General features: G+C 58.8%; 24 protein-coding genes and 1 pseudogene. 8 read left to right on the top strand and 17 right to left on the bottom strand.

The window, feature by feature from the left end:
- Positions 1 to 39: 39 nt before the first annotated feature.
- From AB4Y34_RS30190 to AB4Y34_RS30205, 4 genes are all read left to right on the top strand, one after another.
- Positions 40 to 375, top strand: a complete 336-nt coding sequence (locus AB4Y34_RS30190; protein WP_176380471.1) for a helix-turn-helix transcriptional regulator — start codon at positions 40 to 42, stop codon at positions 373 to 375.
- On the top strand, positions 368 to 847 hold the full coding sequence (locus AB4Y34_RS30195; RefSeq protein ID WP_176380470.1) for an SRPBCC family protein: 480 nt from the start codon (positions 368 to 370) through the stop codon (positions 845 to 847). Before AB4Y34_RS30190 ends, AB4Y34_RS30195 begins: the two co-directional genes overlap by 8 nt.
- Positions 848 to 964: 117 nt before the next feature.
- On the top strand, positions 965 to 1393 hold the full coding sequence (locus AB4Y34_RS30200; protein WP_176380469.1) for a VOC family protein: 429 nt from the start codon (positions 965 to 967) through the stop codon (positions 1391 to 1393).
- Between the two features lie 157 nt (positions 1394 to 1550).
- Positions 1551 to 1799, top strand: a complete 249-nt coding sequence (locus AB4Y34_RS30205) for a hypothetical protein (protein WP_176121607.1) — start codon at positions 1551 to 1553, stop codon at positions 1797 to 1799.
- Positions 1800 to 1828: 29 nt separating this feature from the next.
- On the opposite strand, the gene AB4Y34_RS30210 is transcribed toward AB4Y34_RS30205, so the two are convergent.
- The 7 genes from AB4Y34_RS30210 to AB4Y34_RS30240 form a co-directional block, all read right to left on the bottom strand.
- Positions 1829 to 2113, bottom strand: a complete 285-nt coding sequence (locus AB4Y34_RS30210; RefSeq protein WP_176380468.1) for a hypothetical protein — start codon at positions 2111 to 2113, stop codon at positions 1829 to 1831.
- A gap of 144 nt (positions 2114 to 2257) precedes the next feature.
- Positions 2258 to 2584 carry a DUF190 domain-containing protein gene (locus tag AB4Y34_RS30215; protein ID WP_176111649.1) on the bottom strand — a complete coding sequence of 109 codons (327 nt, stop codon included), beginning with the start codon at positions 2582 to 2584 and terminating at the stop codon, positions 2258 to 2260.
- Between the two features lie 163 nt (positions 2585 to 2747).
- The gene (locus AB4Y34_RS30220) at positions 2748 to 3530 is read right to left on the bottom strand and encodes an ABC transporter substrate-binding protein (protein ID WP_176380467.1); all 783 of its coding nucleotides are present in this window, start codon (positions 3528 to 3530) and stop codon (positions 2748 to 2750) included.
- Positions 3531 to 3980: 450 nt separating this feature from the next.
- On the bottom strand, positions 3981 to 4652 hold the full coding sequence (locus AB4Y34_RS30225) for a 4-carboxy-4-hydroxy-2-oxoadipate aldolase/oxaloacetate decarboxylase (RefSeq protein ID WP_368718083.1): 672 nt from the start codon (positions 4650 to 4652) through the stop codon (positions 3981 to 3983).
- Entirely contained in the window at positions 4649 to 5326 is a 678-nt protein-coding gene (locus tag AB4Y34_RS30230; RefSeq protein ID WP_368718084.1) for an RraA family protein, read from the bottom strand. Before AB4Y34_RS30230 ends, AB4Y34_RS30225 begins: the two co-directional genes overlap by 4 nt.
- A gap of 2 nt (positions 5327 to 5328) precedes the next feature.
- A complete protein-coding gene (locus AB4Y34_RS30235) occupies positions 5329 to 5991 on the bottom strand; it encodes an RraA family protein (RefSeq protein WP_368718085.1) in 663 nt (220 codons plus the stop codon).
- A gap of 48 nt (positions 5992 to 6039) precedes the next feature.
- Entirely contained in the window at positions 6040 to 6483 is a 444-nt protein-coding gene (locus AB4Y34_RS30240; RefSeq protein ID WP_176380463.1) for a MarR family winged helix-turn-helix transcriptional regulator, read from the bottom strand.
- Between the two features lie 268 nt (positions 6484 to 6751).
- On the opposite strand from AB4Y34_RS30240, the gene AB4Y34_RS30245 reads away from it, so the two are divergent.
- Genes AB4Y34_RS30245 through AB4Y34_RS30255 form a run of 3 tightly spaced genes read left to right on the top strand, consistent with a single transcriptional unit; the run spans position 6752 to position 9763 of the window.
- Entirely contained in the window at positions 6752 to 7648 is an 897-nt protein-coding gene (locus AB4Y34_RS30245; protein WP_176121601.1) for a VOC family protein, read from the top strand.
- A gap of 29 nt (positions 7649 to 7677) precedes the next feature.
- Positions 7678 to 8859 (top strand): acyl-CoA dehydrogenase family protein, encoded by a 1182-nt coding sequence (locus tag AB4Y34_RS30250; protein ID WP_368718086.1) that lies wholly within the window; start codon positions 7678 to 7680, stop codon positions 8857 to 8859.
- Positions 8860 to 8905: 46 nt separating this feature from the next.
- Positions 8906 to 9763, top strand: a complete 858-nt coding sequence (locus AB4Y34_RS30255) for an alpha/beta fold hydrolase (protein ID WP_368718087.1) — start codon at positions 8906 to 8908, stop codon at positions 9761 to 9763.
- A 160-nt stretch (positions 9764 to 9923) separates the two neighbouring features.
- Here the strand turns inward: AB4Y34_RS30255 and dmpG are convergent, their stop codons facing one another.
- The 3 genes from dmpG to AB4Y34_RS30270 are packed head-to-tail and all read right to left on the bottom strand — an operon-like array spanning position 9924 to position 12838.
- On the bottom strand, positions 9924 to 10988 hold the full coding sequence (gene dmpG / locus AB4Y34_RS30260) for a 4-hydroxy-2-oxovalerate aldolase (RefSeq protein WP_368718088.1): 1065 nt from the start codon (positions 10986 to 10988) through the stop codon (positions 9924 to 9926).
- A 13-nt stretch (positions 10989 to 11001) separates the two neighbouring features.
- On the bottom strand, positions 11002 to 11943 hold the full coding sequence (locus tag AB4Y34_RS30265; RefSeq protein WP_368718089.1) for an acetaldehyde dehydrogenase (acetylating): 942 nt from the start codon (positions 11941 to 11943) through the stop codon (positions 11002 to 11004).
- 52 nt (positions 11944 to 11995) lie between these two features.
- Positions 11996 to 12838: a 2-keto-4-pentenoate hydratase gene (locus AB4Y34_RS30270; RefSeq protein ID WP_368718090.1), complete on the bottom strand. Its 843-nt coding sequence runs from the start codon at positions 12836 to 12838 to the stop codon at positions 11996 to 11998.
- A gap of 66 nt (positions 12839 to 12904) precedes the next feature.
- On the opposite strand from AB4Y34_RS30270, the pseudogene AB4Y34_RS30275 reads away from it, so the two are divergent.
- Positions 12905 to 13024, top strand: a pseudogene (locus AB4Y34_RS30275) (IS6 family transposase); the annotation flags it as partial.
- 139 nt (positions 13025 to 13163) lie between these two features.
- On the opposite strand, the gene AB4Y34_RS30280 reads toward AB4Y34_RS30275, so the two are convergent.
- The 7 genes from AB4Y34_RS30280 to AB4Y34_RS30310 form a co-directional block, all read right to left on the bottom strand.
- Positions 13164 to 14513: an MFS transporter gene (locus AB4Y34_RS30280; protein WP_176380456.1), complete on the bottom strand. Its 1350-nt coding sequence runs from the start codon at positions 14511 to 14513 to the stop codon at positions 13164 to 13166.
- Between the two features lie 70 nt (positions 14514 to 14583).
- Positions 14584 to 15576 (bottom strand): hypothetical protein, encoded by a 993-nt coding sequence (locus tag AB4Y34_RS30285; RefSeq protein WP_368718091.1) that lies wholly within the window; start codon positions 15574 to 15576, stop codon positions 14584 to 14586.
- A gap of 80 nt (positions 15577 to 15656) precedes the next feature.
- Positions 15657 to 16655 (bottom strand): amidohydrolase family protein, encoded by a 999-nt coding sequence (locus tag AB4Y34_RS30290; RefSeq protein WP_368718092.1) that lies wholly within the window; start codon positions 16653 to 16655, stop codon positions 15657 to 15659.
- A 33-nt stretch (positions 16656 to 16688) separates the two neighbouring features.
- Entirely contained in the window at positions 16689 to 17897 is a 1209-nt protein-coding gene (locus tag AB4Y34_RS30295) for an aromatic ring-hydroxylating dioxygenase subunit alpha (RefSeq protein WP_368718093.1), read from the bottom strand.
- Positions 17898 to 17929: 32 nt separating this feature from the next.
- Entirely contained in the window at positions 17930 to 18325 is a 396-nt protein-coding gene (locus tag AB4Y34_RS30300) for a RidA family protein (protein WP_176380452.1), read from the bottom strand.
- A 251-nt stretch (positions 18326 to 18576) separates the two neighbouring features.
- Positions 18577 to 18771, bottom strand: coding sequence for a hypothetical protein (locus AB4Y34_RS30305; RefSeq protein ID WP_368718094.1), 195 nt, complete (start codon positions 18769 to 18771; stop codon positions 18577 to 18579).
- Positions 18772 to 18844: 73 nt separating this feature from the next.
- Entirely contained in the window at positions 18845 to 20710 is a 1866-nt protein-coding gene (locus AB4Y34_RS30310) for an AMP-binding protein (RefSeq protein WP_368718095.1), read from the bottom strand.
- Positions 20711 to 20769 lie beyond the last annotated feature (59 nt).

Genomic DNA, 20769 nt, shown 5'->3' on the forward strand with positions numbered 1-20769 from the left:
CTATAGTAAATGCAACAGATTACTTGCCTATAGCCGTTCATGGCCGAGTTCCCCGACGACACAGACCTGCTATTCAAAGCCCTCGCCGATCCGAGCCGGCGCAAGCTGCTGGACGTGCTGCATGCGCACGACGGCCAGACCCTGAACGACCTGTGCGAGCACCTCGACATGACGCGGCAAGGCGTGACGCAGCATCTGGGCCTGCTGGAAGCGGCGAACCTCGTCGTGACGGTGCGCAGCGGGCGCGAGAAATTGCACTTCCTCAATCCAGTGCCGCTGCAGCAGATCTACGAGCGCTGGATTGCCAAGTTCGAAAAACCGCGCCTGAAGGCGCTCTCTTCCCTGAAACGACGCCTGGAGAAAGGCAATGACTAGATCGACATTCGTCTACGTGACTTATATCCGCACCACGCCGGAACAGTTGTGGTCGGCGCTCACCGACGCGGAGTTCATCAAGCAGTACTGGTTCGGCATGCACTGCGATAGCGAATGGACGGCGGGCTCGTCGTGGAAACTCGTGTCGAGCGCGGGGGAGACTTTCGACGCGGGCGAGATCATCGAGGCTGTGCCGCCGCGGCGCCTCGTGATTCGCTGGCGGCATCAAAAACGGCCCGAGCTGCAGGCCGAAGGCGATTCGCGCTGCACGATGGAGCTCGAACCGAGCGGAACGGCGGTCAAGCTGACGCTCACGCATACGATCGAGCGCGATCAGTCGAAGTTCATCGAGGCGGTGTCGGGGGGCTGGCCGAAGATCATGTCCAACCTCAAATCGCTGCTGGAAACCGGCTCGATTGCGTTGCAGGAGGCTTATCCAGCCAATGGCGGCAATCATGCCGGGAAGGCATGAAGCGGGGGCACACTAAAGCGCGGCAGGCATTGCTTGATCGCAGGCTCGAAAGCCGTCCGTCCGCGAAATCGCGCTGATAGAATCGTCTGCTACCCCCGCCCGTCTCAGGAAACCAGCATGGAAATCCAACCCTATCTGTTCTTCAATGGCCGTTGTGAGGAAGCCATTGCGTTCTATCGTTCGGCGCTCGACGCGCAGGAGTTGCTGAAGCTGCGCGCGAAAGACGCGCCGCCTGATCCCGCTCGCCCGGTCGCACCCGAACACGCCGACAAGATCATGCACGCGACGCTCGCCATCGGTAACACACACGTGCTGATGTCGGATGGCGATTGCCGCGGCGGCGATACCGTGCATGCGGGCTTCAGCCTGTCGGTCACCGCCGACGACCAGGCGTCCGGCGAGAAATATTTCAACGCGCTGGCGGATGGCGGACAGGTCACGATGCCGTTTCAGCAGACCTTCTGGACCAGCGGCTTCGGTACGTTGATCGACCGCTTCGGCGTGCCGTGGATGGTCAACGTACGGCACGAGGAGCCAGCGGCATAGCCTTTGGAGCGGGCCTTCGTTGAGTCAGCTGCTGCGCGCGGTTCTGCGTCCCGTTCTATTGGGGTGAAACCGGGACGAAATCGATAAGAGCAGGAGCCCCCGAGCGCGTGGAACGGCGCATGCTGCCCCGAAAGCGAACCAGCCAGGAGAACCGTCGATGCAGGAAGTTCATCTCCACCGCGGCTTCACCATCACCGTGCTCGTCGAGGACGACCCGGCCGGCGGTTCGTCGATCACCACGCGAATCGATCGCACCGGTACCGACGCTCGCGACCTCGAAGACTGGACCGCTCCGCGGCATGCGCGCTCCGCGCTGCGCGGCAAGCCCGCGATCGGCGAGGCCGTCGACAATGCTCAGCGCGCGATCGACTCCGCATTGGGCGACCCCGATCCGTTGGACGAATAGTTCTGCGATGCGCCGGGCCTGAGCGACGCCTACTGCGTCGCGGACGCCCCGCTCGCCGGCGTGCTGTGGACCGCCGCGGCGTGGCTCGCGGCGGGCGATGCGCTCGCTGCCGCGCCCGCCTCGCCGTTCGCACGCTTCGCCGCGTCGCTATCGCCGGGTGTGCCACGCGGGCTCGCCGAATTGCTCATCACGCCGCTGCTCATCTGGCCCGTCGAGATGCGGCCGTTCTCGGCCGACCGCTTGCAGCCGGATGCGCCCGCCATCAACGCAATGGCCGATAGCGCGATCAGCATGTTTGTCGCAACTTGTCGCATGATTCGCTCTCCCTGGGATGACTCGGCTCCAGTAGCGAAGCATTCGACATGCCCATCGCAGCCCCGTGCGGCTGGATACCCGCGCGCGTACACGGACCAGGTCGAGAAAACGAGGTTCGGGACTTGCCATCGAGAGCGGGGCTTTCAGGCCCCGTCGTCCTCTCCGACGACGCCGAACTCGGCCGTCGTCTTCACGTAGAACAGATGCAAACCCTCAGCGCTCAGACGATCGAACAGCCGATCGGCTTCGTCGCTCGTCACCGCCATCACGACGGACAACGGTTGATCGGCAAGCTCGAAGAAGTGCGCGGAGTGGATGCGGTGATGATGGCCGATGCCTTCGCAAGCTGGAATCACGGTCGCGCCGCGCAGGCCGAGTTCGCTCGCGAGACGCACGAGCCAGTCGGCAAGCGGCTTGCCATGATGGCTGCGCCCCTGCTGGGTGAAGAACGTGATCTGAAAGCCTTGCATGTCAGTGCCTCCCCAATGCGGGTCGGGCCGGGGAAGCGCCGGTTGCAGCCGAGTCGGCATACCGGCTCGCCACGTCACGGCTCAGGAACTTCATGAGAACAGTTTAGATGTCGGGCCGCGCGAGTGCCAGGTCGAAGCTGGCCACGTGCCGCGCGGTCCCGGCTCACTGACCGTACACGTCGAAATCGAAATACTTTTTCGCAATGCGGTCGTAAGTGCCGTCGGCGCGGATATCGGCAATGGCTTTGTCGATCTTTTCCTGCAGATCGGTATCTTCTTTACGCAAACCGATCGCCGTGCCGCTGCCGAGCGTTTTCGCGTCGTAAAGCGGATTGCCGGCAAATCCGAAGTCCTTGCCGCGCGAGGTGCGCAAAAAGCCGATATCGGCTTGCACCGCGTTCTGCAATGACGCGTCGATACGGCCGGCAAGCAGATCCGAATACACCAGATCCTGATCCTGATACGGCACGATCACCGCGCCGGCCGGCTCCCAATACGTCTTCGCGTAGGTTTCCTGAATCGAGCCCTGCTCGACGCCGATGCGCTTGCCCTTCAGCGCTTGCGGCGTCGGCTCGATCGGCGAGCCCTTCTTCGCGACGAGACGCGTCGGAATGCGGAACACCTTCGACGAGAACCCGATCTGCGCCTGACGCGCGGGCGTCATCGACATCGTCGACAGCACGCCGTCGAATTTGCGGCCTTTCAGCGCGGCAATCATGCCGTCGAACGAATTCTCGATCCACACGCATTTCGCGTTTAGCCGGCGGCAGATCTCATTGCCGAGATCGATATCGAAGCCGACGAGCTTGCCGTCGGCGGCTTTCGATTCGAACGGCGGATAGCTCGCGTCGACCCCGAACCGCACGGTCGACCAATCCTTGGCGATTGCGCTCCCGGACGATACGGCCAGCACTGCAATCGTCAGGGTGGCCAAGATGGCTTTCATTGTTGCTCCTTATCGGCTTTTTTGATGAATTCAAACAGGCGGCGCAGCGTTATACGCCGGCCGCGAGAAAGCCGACATTCGACCGTGTTCCGGCCGTCTGCACAAATTCATTAAAAAAATCAATTCATGCAAGCCGCGCATAGGCCGGCAGCGGGCTTCGGCGGGCAAATAGCTCTTGGTTCTTTGCAAATAAAACCTGTTCCGGAGCAATGAAACCTGTGCTGTCGCTTTAGAGCAAAGAAACCGGTTTTAGGCGGGCTGCGAGCTCGTAGGTGCCGGCAAAGAAACCAGGCTTGACGCCGCCAAACCTTATTTATTGGCTTGCTCAAGACCACGTCTAGAAACGTCGCGACGTCCCATTGACGCGCCCATCAAAAACAAATTGCCGTTCATTCGCTTAACTGAACGGCATTACCGCTTCGGCGGGGTTTTCTTTTTCCAGTTACGGGATCACTGATCCCAGCCGAAAATGGCGAGCGTGGATTCCCCTTCCCGGATGCGACGCATCTGATCTGCTTCCCTGGCCTCACGAGCTTGCGCAGCGGCAATCACTTCAGCAACACGGGTTACCGGAATCGCGACCACACCGTCTTCATCAGCGACGATAAGATCACCGGCTTCAACCGTCACATCGTCGAAGCGGGTCGGCGCATTGATCCAGCCACGGGCCCCGAAGTCCTTGCCCGTACCCCGGATGCACAGGCCACGCGCATAGACCGGGAAACCCATTGCTGCGAGCAACCGCTGGTCGCGTACACAGCCATTGATCACGAGGCCGCCGAGACCGCGCGCAAGAGCCGCAGTGGACATGACCTCGCCCCAGTAGCCATACTCATAGGCGTCCCCCACGGACACAACCAGAACGTCTCCCGGGTCGGCTGCATAGATCGCACGATGCAGCCACAGGTTGTCGCCGCCCGGTGCGTGAACGGTGACCGCAGGTCCGCAGATCCTGAATCCGGGGGCCACGGGTTTGATCGCGGGGGGCATGACCCCGATCTTGCCAGCTGCTTCGTGGAGCGTCGCGGCAGGAAGAGCAGAGGCCTGCGCCAGAAGATCCGGGCTCGGACGCCTGATATCGAGCCTGGTGGTCGTCTTCGGATTGAAACGGGGCTCGCTCATACCTGGTCCCCGGTGCGACGCGTCTGTAACTGGTGATACTTGAACTGGGCGCGAGCGTCATCGAGGCGCATGCCGGTCGCGACCGCTTCGCGAATCGATTTTTCGGCGGCTTCGATTTCTTCGGCAGCGGCAAGCACGCGTTCTTCGTGTTCCTTCGGAATCGAGATCACACCGTCTGCGTCACCGCGCAGCAGATCGCCGGGCGCGACACGCACATTTCCTATCGTGACCGGTACGTTTGTGCCCTCTACCTGCACGCGATCCTTGCCCGTGCGCATCCAGTTGTCTCTGGAGAACACCAGATAGCCGAGCGACAGGCATAGATGGACGTCGCGGTTGATGCCGTCGATCACTGTGCCCGCGATGCCGCGACGATGCGCGATTTCGGTCAGGATATCGCCCCATACCGTCGCATCTTCACGACCGCCGTTGTCGAGCACGATGACCGACCCCGAAGGCACATCGTCGATGAAATCACCGACCGTACCAGCGGGCGAACCAGCCGGACCGTAGAGTATGGTGAACGCACGGCCAGCCATACGAAACGACGGGTCACGCGGTTTGATCTTGTAACACTGGCCGACGAGGCCCAGACGATCGAGTGCATCGCTCAGCGTCGCGGTTTCGAGTTTTGCCGCGCGCTCGACATTCTTGTCGACTTCGATTTCAGACATGATCAACCCTTGAGCATGAATTCGTAGTTGCTGGCCATCACTTCGTGAACGGGAGTGCCGGCCAACACTGCCTTGGCCATCAGCGCTTCCTTGCCGACGATCATTTCGGCAGTTTCGACCACCTTGGCAATATTGGCGGCGCTGATGAAGATCACGGCGCTGCTGTCCGCAATCACATAGTCGCCGGCATTCGTCGTGATACCAAAAACCGTGACCGGTTCGTTGACCGCTTTTTCGACGATGCGCGAGCGTGCAGTTCGCGACGTCAGTTTCTGCGTGAAGACCGGGAATCCCATTTCGCGCGATTCGTCGATATCGCGAACCGGACCATCGGCGACGACGCCGGCGATTCCCTTGACCTTGGCTGCGAGCGATAGTATGCCGCCCCAGCACCCGGCGTCCACGCCGCTCGTTTGCTCGATGACGATCACGGAATCGGGATCCCCGAATTCGACGGCTGTCGTGCCCAGATGGCGCGGCGGTCCCGGAGGCGGCTCACCCGGCGCGAGTTTCATCGTGATCACGCGGCCTGCGATGCGTTTCGATCCCGGTGCCTGGGGGACGCCGGTCGCGACGCCCGAAAGCCCGAGCTTGTCGAGCGCGTCTGACACTGCACAGCAGTCCAGCCGCCGAAGGCGATGGACAATTTCATCTTTCGTTGTCATCGATTTTCCTTTGTGGACCATACAGCTTTTACGACGAACTATGGTCGTTCAATTTTCCGCGCTCTTGAGGGCGTCAATCGCGATTTCGCGCACTAATGCGAGACTCCCGCGCAGACGCGCCACTTCGGACGACGCCAGGCACGAAAAGAATTCTTCTTCAGCTTTGTTCACGGCTTCGCTGCAGCGCATGAACGTCTCCCATCCGAGTGGTGTGCGTTGAATGCGGAGTGCTCGCGCGTCGTTCTCGCTTGCCATTTTTTCCAGAAGCCCACGCTGTTCCAGCGCTTTCACCGACTCGCCCATAGCCTGGGCTGTCATGTGAGCACGGCGCGCCAGTTCTGCACTGGAGCATGGTTCATGGTTGGACAGCAGATCGAGAAGAAGGAATTGGCGGGCCGTGATGTTCTCGCCGTTCAATGTCTCGTCGATGCGACTGACGACCAGGCGGTTTAATTGTTGAATCAGGAAGAAAATTCGAATGGATGTGCTCATTTTTCGGGCCTTGGAAAAGATTGCGCCTCGATCGTAATAGTAGAACGTTCGTGGACTGTCATTGTAGCCGCAGTCGCGTCCCCATGTAACGCTAATGTCACCTTATGATATATGGATCGATACGCAGCGACATCCCCATATTTAAGGGAAAGTACTTGGTCGCAATACTACATGACATTGATATTATCGGTTGTGACCCTGGTCGAGACCCTGGCCGGAAACCTGGTCGAGGACCGGCCATGCAATTCGGAACACTGGAGAACACAACATGAGCGACGCGGGTGCCGAAATATCGAATCTGGGCTACGTGGTAGTCGGTGCACAGGACCTTGAAGCGTGGTCCAGGTTTGCGAGCGACATCCTCGGGCTCCAGGTGAAGGCCGCGCCGGACGGTAATTCGTTGACGCTGCGTATGGACGAGTACGTGCAGCGGATTCTCGTTCAGAAAAGCGACGACGAAGACATCTTCGAAGCGGGCTGGGAGTTCGAGACTCCGGAGAAACTCGAAGCCTACGTCGAACGTCTTCGGAGTATCGGTCAGGCCGTCGAGCGAGGAGGTCCGGCACTGTGCGGGGAACGCCGGGTCGAGATGCTCTACCACTGCGACGATCCTTCGGGCTTCCGTCACGCGTTCTACACCGGGCCTCATATCGCTCCGATGACCGACGCCTGGCATTCGAAGGTCATGCGCGGTAGTTTCGAGACCGGCAGGCTCGGAATCGGCCACATCGTGATCCGGTCAAAAGACCTCGATCAATCTGTCGATTTCTATCGCAAGGTCCTGGGCCTCAAGCTCAGCGACTATATCCGCGCAGAACTTGCGCCCGGCGTCAAAGTCGATGTGACATTCATGCACACGACTGGTGGGCGTCATCATTCGCTCGCCACGGGCACGATGCCGGGCAACAAACGTCTCGGTCACCTGATGCTCCAGGTTCAGGACATGAACGACGTTGGGCTCGCATACGATCGCTGTATCGCTGCCGGTCTGCCGATGCTCATGCATCTGGGCCGTCATCCTAACGATCTCACGTTCTCGTTCTATGTCAAATCGCCTTCGGGATTCGCCGTCGAATACGGCCATGGCGGGATCGTCGTGGACGACGCAACCTGGAAGGTGTCCACGCACCCGCGGTTGAGCGACTGGGGTCATAAATTCGGCTGATCGAATGACGGCATAACAAAGGAAATATTATGAACAGTAGAGAAGTCGCGACGCAGATTCCGACAGAAGATGAACTGGTGGCGCGTGCTCGCGTCATGATTCCGTGGCTGCGCGAGCGTGCTGCCGAAGTCGAGGCCGCACGTTCGGTCCCCGCCGACATCATCGAAAAATTCGTTGAAGCAGGTTTTTTCCGTATCCTCCAGCCGCGTCGCTGGGGTGGCTACGAGATGAATCCGGCTGTGTTCTTCAAGGTGCTGATGGAACTCGGCCGCGGCTGCTGCTCCAGCGCCTGGAACATGATGATTCTGGGCGTCCATCCGTGGGAATTCGGGCTCTTTCCGCAGCAGGCCGGTGACGACGTATGGTCGGCCAAGGATGACGTGATTGTCGCGTCATCCTATGCGCCGGTCGGTTCGGTCAAGAAGGTCGAGGGCGGCTACATCATCGACGGTAAGTGGCCGACTTCGAGCGGTACCGATCACGGTGAATGGGTGATTCTCGGCGCGTTCGAGCGCGACGACGAAGGCAAGCCCATCGACAAACTCAGCTTACTGCTTCCACGATCCGACTACCAGGTCATCGATGACTGGCATGTCATGGGTCTTTGCGGCACCGGTAGCAAGAGTCTGCTTGTCGAGAAGGTCTTCGTTCCCGAACATCGGACACACAGTATTTCCGATTACTCGATGGACCCTCGTGGCTCCGAGTTCCTGTTCCCGTTCGTGCAGATTTTTGCGGGTTCGGTATCGGCGGTCACAGTCGGTATGGCTCAGGGCGCGATCGATCACTACATCGAGCAGATGAAGTCGCGGCGCAATGGCACGACCGGCAAGCCCGTCAGCTCGAGCCCCTACGTCAAGGACAGGCTGGCCAACGCGGTGCTGCTCGTGCGCTCGGCGCGCGCCCGTCTGCTCCAAATGATGATCGAAACGACAAAGATTGTGCAACGTCGTGAACTGATCTCGATTGAAGACCAGGTCCTGTACAGGCTCGATGTCGCATCGGTCGGTCGTGACTGTCAGGAAGCGGTGCAATTGCTGTTCACGGCGACTGCGGCGAAAGGGCTTTTTAACGACCAGCCAATCCAGCGCATCATGCGCGACGTGATGGCGGCCGCAAATCACATCACGCAGAACGCGGACGATAACGCAGGGACGCTCGGCGGTTTCCTGCTCGGTGAGGCACTGCCGCCGTTGCAATATTCCCGCTAATCGTCCGGCATAAATTTCTAAATCGGATATCTCTGGAGCACGCCAAATGTCCTTCACCGAAGCAGGTACCAGCCAGTTCGTGACGATCAACGAACCGCGCCTCGAGAATTTCAAGCTCCACTACAACGACATGGGCGCTGGCCCCGCGGTCATCATGCTCCACGGCGGCGGTCCGGGTGCGAGCGGCTGGAGCAATTACTACCGCAATATCGAAGCACTGGCGGCAGCGGGTTTCCGCGCCATCCTGCTCGATCAGCCTGGCTTCAACAAATCCGATGAACTGAAAATGACGGACACGCCGCGCAATGTGCTGAACGCGCGTGCAATCAAGGGCGTGATGGATGCCCTCGGTCTCGACAAGGCGAATCTGGTCGGCAACTCGATGGGCGGTGCGACGGCCATCGCATTCGCTCTCGACTTCGCTGATCGCCTGGACAAGATGATTCTGATGGGGCCGGGTGCGCAAGGTCCGAGCCTTTTCCAGCCGCAGCCAGCAGAAGGCATCAAGCGTATGTCGCGTCTTTACGCGCAGCCTTCGTACGAGAACTTCGAGGCCATGCTCGAAGTCTTCGTCTACAACCCGGCTGGTATTACTGAGGAACTGCGTCAAGGCCGCTGGAACAATATCCAGTCGAACCTGAACCACCTGAAAAACTGGGCAGAAGGCGGCAAGATCATGCCCTCGACATCGATGGACCTGTCAGCACGTTTCCCCGAGATCAAGCACAAGACGCTCATCACGTGGGGCCGTGACGATCGTTTCGTCCCTATCGATCACGGTCTGCGCATGATCAACACGATGCAGGATGCGCGCCTGCACGTATTCCCGAAATGCGGCCACTGGGCACAATGGGAACACGCGGAAGAGTTCAACCGTCTGATCATCGACTTCCTGCGCGACTGATTCGCACCGCCTGCTGTGTGCCTGATGAGCCCTGACAGATCGAAATCTGTCAGGGTTCTTTGTTTTTTGTTGTTTTGTATCGACACAACGTCGACAGCGTTCGCGCATCCAAACCTGTTTGTTGGTCTCACGAGACGGCTGATGCCGGCTTCGGTGTACTTCAGTTTGTTTCGGGTCGTGAACGTGTCCTCTGCGTACCTGATGGTTTTGCTGCGCTCTGCTGCTTGAGCAGATCGAGCGCGACGTCGACGATCATGTCTTCCTGCCCGCCGACCATGCGGCGTTTGCCCAGTTCGACCAGGATGTCGACAGTGCGCAGGTCGTATTTCTTCGCGGCGACTTCCGAGTGACGCAGGAAGCTCGAATATACTCCGGCATAGCCGAGCGCGAGCGTCTCGCGGTCCACGCGCACCGGGCGGTCCTGCAGCGGCCGCACGATATCGTCGGCCGCATCCATCAGCGTGTACAGATCGGTGCCATGGTTCCAGTTCATGCGCTCTGCCGCGGCGATGAACACTTCCAGCGGCGCATTGCCGGCGCCGGCGCCCATCCCTGCCAGCGATGCATCGATACGGTCGCAGCCCTCTTCGACCGCGACGATCGAGTTCGCCACGCCCAGGCTAAGGTTGTGGTGCGCATGAATACCGGTGCTGGTTTCCGGCTTCAGCACCGCCTTCAGCGCGCGGAAACGGCTGCGCACATCGTTCATGCTCAGCGCGCCGCCCGAATCCACCACGTAGATCGTAGTCGCGCCGTAGCTTTCCATCTTCTTCGCTTCCTGCGCCAGATTCTCCGGCGAGGTCATATGACTCATCATCAGGAAGCCCACGGTATCCATGCCGAGTTCGCGCGCATACTCGATATGCTGCTTCGAGATGTCGGCCTCGGTACAGTGCGTGGCCACGCGCACGATGCGCGCACCGGCGTTGTATGCCGCCTTCAGGTCATGGATGGTGCCGATACCCGGCAGAAGCAGTGTGGCGATCTGCGAGTGCGTCACGACGTCGGACACCGCCTCGATCCATTCGAGGTCGCTGTGCGCGCCGAAGCCGTAGTTGAAGCTCGAGCCCTGCAGGCCGTCGCCGTGGGCGACTTCGATCGAATCGACCCTGGCTTTGTCCAGCGCGCGGGCGATGTCCTGCACGTTCTGGATCGAGTACTGGTGGCGGATCGCATGGCTGCCGTCGCGCAGCGTCACGTCGGAGATATAGAGTTTCTTGCTCATGGTAAACAGTCCTTTATGCCGCCGCTGCCGAAGCCGCAATGCGCTCCGCCGTTGCCAGCGCCGCCGAGGTCATGATGTCGAGATTGCCGGCATAGGCTGGCAGGTAGTGCGCCGCGCCTTCCACTTCGAGAAAGATCGAGGTCTTGAGACCGCTGAACTTGCCGAGGCCCGGGATAGTGAGCGGCGCGATCTCGGGGATCACGTCGAACTGCACCTTCTGCTTGAGGCGGTAGCCAGGCACATAGGCATTGACGGCTTTGGCCATCTGCTCGACCGAGGCTTCGACTTCGGTCTGACTGGTCGCTTCGGACAGCACATACACCGTGTCGCGCATCATCACGGGCGGCTCGGCCGGGTTCAGGATGATGATGGCCTTGCCCTTGGTGGCACCGCCGACCACTTCGATGGCCTTCGAGGTCGTTTCGGTAAATTCGTCGATATTGGCGCGCGTACCCGGGCCGGCCGACTTGCTGCTGATCGAGGCGACGATCTCGGCGTAGTGCACCTTGGCCACGCGCGATACGGCCGCCACCATCGGGATCGTGGCCTGGCCGCCGCAGGTCACCATGTTGACGTTCGGCGCTGCCAGGTGCGCTTCGAGGTTCACCACCGGCACGCAATACGGGCCGACGGCCGCCGGCGTCAGGTCGATCACGCGGATACCGGGCTTGTGCTGGCGCAGGAAGGCGTCGTTTTTAACGTGCGCTCCTGCCGAGGTGGCGTCGAACACCACATCGATGTCCTTGAACATCGGCAGGTTCACCAGACCCCGCACGCCCTCGTACGTGGTCGCCACGCTCAGACGCGCGGCGCGTGCGAGGCCGTCCGAGTTCCGGTCGATGCCGACCATCGCGCCCATTTCCAGATGCTTGCCGTGCCGCATGATCTTGATCATGAGGTCGGTGCCGATATTGCCGGACCCGATGATCGCGGCCTTGAGTTTTGCCGAAGCCATGTGTTTTCCAGAATCCTGAAGAATTGGTTGACGAGACCTGAGCAATGACCTGTTATGCGAAGGTCGCGCGCACGCTGCCGAGGCCTTCGATCTGCGCCGTATAGGTACCGGGCCGCGTGACCGCGACCATCGGTCCCAGCGCGCCCGTCAGCACCACATCGCCGGCGCGCAGCGGCGTACCGAACTGCACCATGCGGTCGGCCAGCCAGATCGCGGCATTGAGCGGATTGCCAAGGCAGGCCGCGCCGCTGCCCTGCGACAGCACTTCGCCGTCGCGTTCGAGCGTCATGGCGGCCTTGAACAGATCGAGGTCCGCGAGCGGTACCGGGCGGCTGCCGACCACGAAGGCCGCGCTCGAGGCGTTATCGGCCACGGTATCGACGAAACGGATATCCCAGCCACGGATGCGGCTGTCCACCACCTCGATCGCGGCCAGCGCGAAATCGGTGGCGTTGATCAGGTCTGCATAGGTGTGCTTGTCGCACCTCAGGTCCCGCCTGAGCACGAGTGCGATCTCGGCTTCGACCTTCGGCTGGATCAGACCGGCCAGTTGAATCGGCTGGTGGTCGCCGTAGGCCATGCTGGCAAACAGCGCGCCGAAATCGGGCTGGTCCACGCCGAGCTGTTTCTGCACCGGCAGCGAGGTCAGGCCGATCTTGCGGCCGACGATGCGCTCGCCTGCCTCCACGCGTGCATCGACGTTGGCCTGCTGTACCGCGTAGGCGGTCGCCAAGTCGTCCAGCGGTATGCCGCCGAGCGGAATGCCGCCCAGCGGATTGCCGCCCAGCGGATTGCCGCCCAGTGCGACCTCGCGGCGCACCGGATCGATCGCTTCGCGGGTACGTTCCGCTTCGCGCAGACGCGCGGCGATGGCCTGAATGTTCTCCTTCGTCATCCTTTGTTCTCCTCTCGCTCCGGCTAATCGGTTAGCGTGTCGGACTGAACAAATGGAGAGCCGACCATGAGCAAGCCGAAAAGCCCGGAGGAATTGTTCGCAGGTCGTCACCTCGACCGCGAGGTGATCATCGTGTGTGTCCGCTGGTACTTGCGTTACAAGCTCGGTCTGCGGGATCTTGTGGAAAACACGAAAAACGACCCGGGCGCGCATGCGACCAGGTCGCCAAATCCCGCCCTTCGCGTTAGTCCGTGCGGTACAGTAGAAAAGACATTAACTGAACGGCATTGCCGCCTAAGCGGGGTTCTTGTTACCCGGATTCAAATCACTTCGAGCGCCCGATACTCCTCGCCGCAGCAAAGAACGACCACGTTGCGATCGCGACCATGATGATCGGGGCAATCATTGCATAGCGCAGACCTTGTGTACCCGCCACGTGGCACGATGCGGCCACTGCGTCAGCGATCGGAGCCTTGCAGGCCGCCGCATAATCGCCGCTGCCGGTAAAGATGTTCGCTGCGAACCTGTCGCTCATCCAGCCCACCCATGCCGGGCCCAGACCTTGGCCGACAAGATTCATCAGCAGGAACACGAGTGCCGAGGCCGTGGCGCGCATACGCGGTTCGAGTCGGCTGTGAATGACCGAAAACGAAGGACCGTTCCACACGTTCAGCGAAGTCGCCATCAAGAACATTGCGACGGTGGAGACCGCGAAGTTCATCGACGTAAATGAAATGATCGTGAACGGAATACCCAAAAGCGATCCGACCGCCGGAATCCAGCCGTACCAACGACGGTCACGTTTCGCCATCCAGTCCGAACCATAGCCACCGATCAAGCCGCCGACGAATGCGCCAACGCCATTGACGATCGCAAGCGTCAATCCCGCCTGTTGCATATTCAGGCCAAACGTGCGACCCATATAGATCGATTGGAACATGAACGTGCCGTAAATCGAAATCGAGGTCGTCACGATACCGAGAGACATTTGCCAGAACGGCTTTTCACGCACGAACGCGGCAAGGACTTCCCTGAGCGCCGGAACATGCTTGGACTCGATGGAGTCGAAGTTGCCACGCTTCGGTTCACGCAGCGTGAAATAAGCAATCAGGCCCAGGATGATACCCGGGAAACCGAATGCGTAGAACGCCATGCGCCAACCATAAAGGTGGGCAATCGTACCACCGCCGAATGCGCCAATGAAAACGCCAACTGCCGGTCCCAGTGCGTAGATACCGTAAACGGTTGCACGCTTGGACGGTGGAAACTGATCCGAAAGCAGCGAGTGCGAAGTCGGGGTCGAGCCCGCTTCACCGATACCGACGCCAAGACGGTAGACCATCATCGAAGCGAAGCTACCTGCGGTACCGCAAAGCATCGTCATCAGAGACCAGGCAACAATCGAAACCGCGATCATCAACTTGCGGTTATAACGTTCAGCCAGTCGCCCAATTGGAATACCGAGCGTCGCGTAGAAAATCGAGAACGCGAGACCGCTGAGCAAACCAAGCTGGAGATCCGAAAGCCCCATTTCACGTTTGAGCACCGGAGCGACTATTGCGACCAGAATGCGATCCGTCATACTGGATGCATAGATTAGAACGAGCAAAAACAACAACCATCGCTCGTAACCTCGACTCCTGGTCGAAATCCGGGTTGCTTCTGCGGTGGACATCTTCAGTCTCCTGTTACGCTCAGAATCTGAGCATTTATATCGATTAGTTCATTCTTTTATTTGCTGCCCTTTACGCCCAGGTAACAAACCCTGCGCCGACGCCGGTACCTGCGGGAGTTCGCCTAAGCGGGAAATACTCGGCACTCTGCACATTCAGGTGCTCGAGCGCGCCCGCCACCGTTACCCAGTTCAGAATTTCCGAGGAACCGGAATTGAGTGCGCCTCGCGGGATGCTCTGGAGAAAATCGGCATCCTTGTTCTCGAAGGCCGCAATGATCTGACGGTCGAGCGGTTCATCGACCACGAAGTGGCTCAGACCGCCGCTCGCGATGACCATTACGCGCTGGTTGCCCGGGATCGCTTCGACCACACGACGAATTGCACGGCCCACGTTGTAGCAACGACGCGACGATGGGACGTTCGGACTGAAATAGGTATTCAATAGCACCGGTACGATCGGAATCGGGAGACCGGCAAACAGACGTTTGACCACGAAGCCGTACGCATGACCAAAACCCTTGTCCAGCGGGTCCTCCACGTGGTCCGAAGCCGCGACATCCACCTCTTCATCGATCAGTCCTTTGATCAACGTGAGCGCCATCTGGGGATCACAAGGCAATCCGTGGACCTGATCGAGCATATAGCCTTTGCGCACCGTACGTAGCCAATCAGGCGTCGTCGGCTCCTGGAGCTTGTCGATCGTGTATGCGGTCTGTCCGTGGTAGATCGCGAACGCCGGTTGATTGGCGCTGTTGAAAAGTTCTGCCTGATCGTCACCGATGATGATCGCGACATCGGGCTTGACCTGAGCAACGAATGCCGCGAGCTTGTCTAGCGCGTCATTGCATTGCTGCTCCTTTTTGGCCAGCGTCGGAACATCCACTTCGTTCTCGTAGCGCGGCCCTACTTCAGTCAGCAACTGTGAATACGTCATCAACCGTCCATCGGACGTGTTGAGTTCCGGGTTTTCATAATCGACATTTGCCCGATGAATCCATTGTGCAGCACCGAGCGTCAGAAGGGGCGTATGAGAAGTCGCGACGCCAGCAACGATTTTGGCCATGATGTTTAATCAATTCCGAATTTGCTTACGACAAAGCGCGGGACCGATGTCCCGCGCTGCGTTTCTCTGCCGATCGATTACTATTCGCCGGTACGAAAACGCGAGTACAGCTTCATGCAGTTGCAGCGGAAGATGTTGTCCTTGTCCTCTTGCGAGAGCATGGCCATCGATTCGATAACCGGCTTCAGATCGTCCAGGTCCAGACCCGTTTCCGGATCGACGGCGCTGCCGGTGCCAGGCTTTTCGGTGGCGAACAGCACCCGATCTGCACCCACCTTTTTGATCAGGAGCTCGAGCGAATCCTTGTCGTAATTGGTGGTGTCGTAGTGGAGCTGACGCAGCTTTTGCTCGAAAGGCATCACACCGCGACGGATGTTCCAGGCACGGAAGCGGCCCATCTGGTAGGGAATTGCGCCGCCGGCGTGCGGGACGATCAGCTTCAGGTTCGGGAAACGATCGAACACGTCCGATTCCATCAGCGACAGAATGGCGATGCTTTCTTCGTTGATAAATTTCAGCGTGTACGACTCGCGCGGCTGGCAACTGCCGGCTGAGTGGATCAGCGCAGGAATATCGAGTTCGCACAGCTTTTCATACAGCGGGAACCAGAACGAATCCCCCAGTCCTGGGGGCGGCGTGTCATCGCCTTCGGTCGGATCCGGATTCAGCAGACAACCGATAAAACCCTGCTCCTTTACGCGGAATTCGAGTTCTGCGAGGCAGTTGACCGGGCTTTCATTACGGTACTGCGGCAAACCTGCTACCTTGCGAAAACGCGTGGGCCACATTTCGGCGGTCTGGTGAACCAGATCGTTCATGTGCTTCGTCCATAGCGCCGTCACCTTCGCGGGCTTGATCGAATGCATCTGCATGTACGGACGCGGCGACAGGAACTGAATGTCCGTACCGACACGATCCATGATCTCGATGATCGTCTGACCGGCTTTGCGCACCGCGTCATCGCTCAACCTGGGCACACCGACGTGCGGATTAGCGCGGTGAGACGCGAGTTCGGCCATGAATTTATAGCTTTCGCCTGGAATCACGACGTGAGCATGCGAATCGATGATAAGTGACATTTTGGATATGACTCGTAGGGAAAAGATTTCAAATTACAACGTTGCTTGCCATTGCTGGTCGTTCTCGTAGACGCCGCCCAGTGGCATGACCGACCTGTAGTCGATCTTTTCGTGCTGTGCCAGCTTCGGCACTGAACCTGCCGAAAATTCGGTTAATGAATTCATCAGGCAGCGACGGACCTGCATCACCGCACCGTCACCGGCACCGAGATATTCTTTGGTGCGATCCTGGAGCGTGCCCATACTGAGAAGGATTGCGAAATCTTCGGTACCAAGCGTTTGCGGGAAGCCAGAAAAGTGACCGTTCTTCATCGCTTCGCGATCCTGGCCCCAGAGATCGTCGGGCGAACGCGACGAAACCGGAGGCCAGTTGTCGCGATCGGCGGGAAAGATGTAATCTTCATGGGGAACTGGCTTGTCCAGGATGAACGTCATGTGCCAATACCACGTGTTCTCGTCATCAATAGGCACAGAGAAGAACATCTGCGAGCGCGTGGTGTCACCGGCCTTACGCGGTGAAATCATGCCGTACCATGGCATGACGAACGAATTGGTGCGCACATATGACCTGCCATCTCCGAGTGCGCGTACAGCCGCGTAACGGAAGCCGTATTCCTTCTGCCTGATTTTGTAGACTGGAGCCTGGTTGACCGAGGCATTGGTCATTTCGTGTTCGAGCCACGACTGGTGAAGAACACCGACGTGCGCCGAGTCCATCGTAGTCTCGACTGCTTGCAGCCAGTTGCATTCGAGGCGCTGACGATGCACCACTACCTGATCGGCCGGCAAGCCCACGAACGGCAAATCAGCGAATTTCGGGGGTTCGCCCGGTCCGAGATATACCCACGCGATGCCACCCGCTTCCTGAGTCGGATAGTGCCTGAGCGGCACGTGTTTGCAATACTCCGCTTCGTTATTTGGCTGCGTCGGCACCGCGACAGTCACGCCTTCGGAATTGAATTTCCAGCCGTGGAAGATGCAACGCAGCGCGTTGTCTTCGTTGCGGGCGAGTGCCAGCGAAGCCCCACGGTGCGGGCAAGCTTCGTCAAAGAAGCCGACCTTGCCATTATCACCACGGAAAGCTACGAAATTCTGACCGAAGAGTCGCACACGCTCAGGTCTTCCGCTAGCGACGAGCGACGCCGAACGCAACGCCGGAATCCACCAGTTCTGGCGAATCATTTGACCCATCGGAGCGTCGCCCGAGACCCTGGTCAACAATTCGTTCTCGTCTTTAGTCATAGCACACCTCCTTGGAACTGAATTCTGAATACCTAATCACCGAGCACTGCGATCACTTCAAGCTGGATCTGCATGCCGCCCGGCAGATCCACGATCTGTGCGTGCCGCGCCGGACGATCTTCAGGATCGGGAAACAATTCAAGCCAAGGCGGGTTGACGATCGGACGAAGCGATCCGTCTTTGAGAAATACCGTGACACGCACAATATCGTTGACGGTACCGCCACCTGCTTCGACGAGCGTCCGCATATTCTGGAACGCGAATTTAGCCTGCGATTGCGCATCTTCAGGCAGCGTATCCGTCTGCGGATCTTTACCCGCGATGCCTGACGAAAAGATGAAGTTACCCCTTCTGGCACCCATCGGAATCGGCGTCTGTCCATGAGTCACACCCGGAACTTCAATCGATCGTTTGCCTTCGTATTTCATCACCGTGCCTGATAATAATGTTCCGCCCGAGTCTCGGTTACAGAGCCGATTCCACTATCGTGATGTGACGTTACGGAAGCGTCGGGTAAGCCGAGACAAACAAGTACCCTTATGAATACTATCAGTCGAAATTCAATCGATGAGTAGGGGTGTTCACCTATGCAGCGCATCGAGCAATAAGAAAGCCAGACTTATCGTGAGATAAGCCTGGCTTCGTTACTGCTTCTACCTATATTAGTTACGACGCGCGATCAGAACAGCGTGCGAATGCCGGTGTTCACGCCGACCGTCGTGACAGACGGAGCAAACAGCGTGGTCGCACCGTCGCTTATGTTCAGGCCGTGATTGTTGTTGCCCTTGTTGTTGACGAATGCAACCTGGGCGTATTGAGCGAGGCTACGCGGATCGAGTTCGAACACGTCGAGTAGTGTGCGAAAGGCAAACACCAGGGAGAAAACGCTGGACAGGCCTATTGATAAAGGACTCTTGTATGATCAACCAAGAGGCCTTTATCGATGTTTAAGCCTCTATCACTATCAGATTCGGGGCCTCGACAACATCGTAAAGCGCCTGGACTTCGATTGCCCTCGATTCCAGGACCTTCCGCTGATTGATGTAACCCTTATCGTTAGTCTCACCCCGATCCATGGACGCCGGCTGCTCCAGCAGCCATAGGCGTTTCATCTTCATGCTGGACCCGGGGTTGCGCTCATTATGCGCCTGGAGTGCGGAACGGAGCGCGCGCCTGATATCCGGATTCTTTACCAGATCGGAAAACCCGAGGCCACTCTGTTTCAGATACATATTGCAGGCTTCGATGTTCAGCCACGCGAGTGCCCCTACATAGGGACGATCGGCGCCCGTGATCACCATGTCGCGCACGAGAGGGGCACACGCGCTGACGCATTCAGCTTTGAGACACGAAACGCGAACGAAAATACCGGACATAAGTTTGAATTCTTCTGCCACCCGACCCGCAAATACCATCCCTTCTTCAGGATGCTCCGGATCGACAAATGTCGCCGCGTCGCCCATGATAAAAAAGCCTTCATCATCGAATGCCTGCGCCGTCAGCTCCGGGTTTTTCAAATAGCCGGGTGTCACGGCTTCACTGCGGACCCGGATTTCATAGCGGGTCCCATCCTCGAGCGGTACGAGCTTGAGTTCGACGCCCGGATGTGGAAGTCCGATCATACCCGTGCGATCGGTTGCCCAATGCACGTACGTCACAGCGGCTGAGGTCTCGGTCGAACCGTAAGCCGAAACGAACGGAATCTTGCGGCCCGAGTACTTGATGGCTTCGCGTTGCATAGCCTCATACGTCGCGTCCGGCAGACGCGAGCCCGAATACGTCATACGCTGCATATTGCTGAACATTGCGGATCCGAGTTCCGGGTCCTTTTGCAATGCATCGACAAGCATCGCATATGCGACAGGGACGCCACTGAAACGTGACGGCGAGACCTCGCGCAGATTGCGCAACGTCTTCGCGAATTCGGCCGGTGTCGGCCGGCCATCATCGAGGTACATCGTGCCGCATTCCTCAAGCACGCAGTTGAAGATCGAGTGACCGCCGGCAACGTGCGACCACGGAAGCCATTCGAGCAGCACCGTTTCCGGCATTGCGCCCGGCTTCCACGCGAACATCTGTTCCGTCATCATCAGCGAGACCGTGAGCATACGCTGCGTCACAATCACGGCCTTCGGAGTCCCGGTCGATCCTGACGTGAATTGATACTTGGCAATCGTATCCGGCTTGATCGAATCAATCGAAATGCGTACCTGATCCGTTGCTTCGGTCGCGATCACCTGATCCCAGGTCACGACATTAGGTGCATCGATCGGATCTTCGACGCAGATCACGAGTGCTTGATCATCGATTGCCTTGACGGCCCGCTCATAGCGCTTGCCGCTCTGGACGAAAATTACAGCCGGTTCGAGAAGTGCGGCCATCGCCTTCAGCTTCTCGTGGTCGCCACTCAGCAAGGAATATGCAGTCGTGATCGGCGAATACGGCATATGCGCCTGCATCGCCGCGATTTCGATAACGCCATGCTCCGGCGAATTCTCGCTCAGTACCATCACGGTCCGACCGTGCTTGTTCAGATCGAGCAAAAATTGAGTCGCGGCCTGAATCTGCGATCGCGCTTGACCGTAGGTCAGTGCTTGCCATTCGTTATCAGGTCCGCGTCGTTGAACCAGCCACGGATGATCAGGCCGACGATCGGCGCTCCGATGCAACAGGAACGGGACATGCGGCACCGCTGATTTGAGTTCGATACTGCTCCTGAGAATCAATGTCCCGTCTTTGCGCTGCTCGAGGTTAATGTCACGATGCAAAAACGGGACATGGCGAAACGGGGCGTCTTTCAGATCAGTCGTCATAGCCAAAATGGTGAGTCTTGAACAGCACATGACAAAAGTACCCGGCAATTTTCATCACC

It is taken from the genome of Paraburkholderia sp. BR10954, assembly GCF_040965775.1.
Lineage (GTDB): Bacteria > Pseudomonadota > Gammaproteobacteria > Burkholderiales > Burkholderiaceae > Paraburkholderia > Paraburkholderia youngii.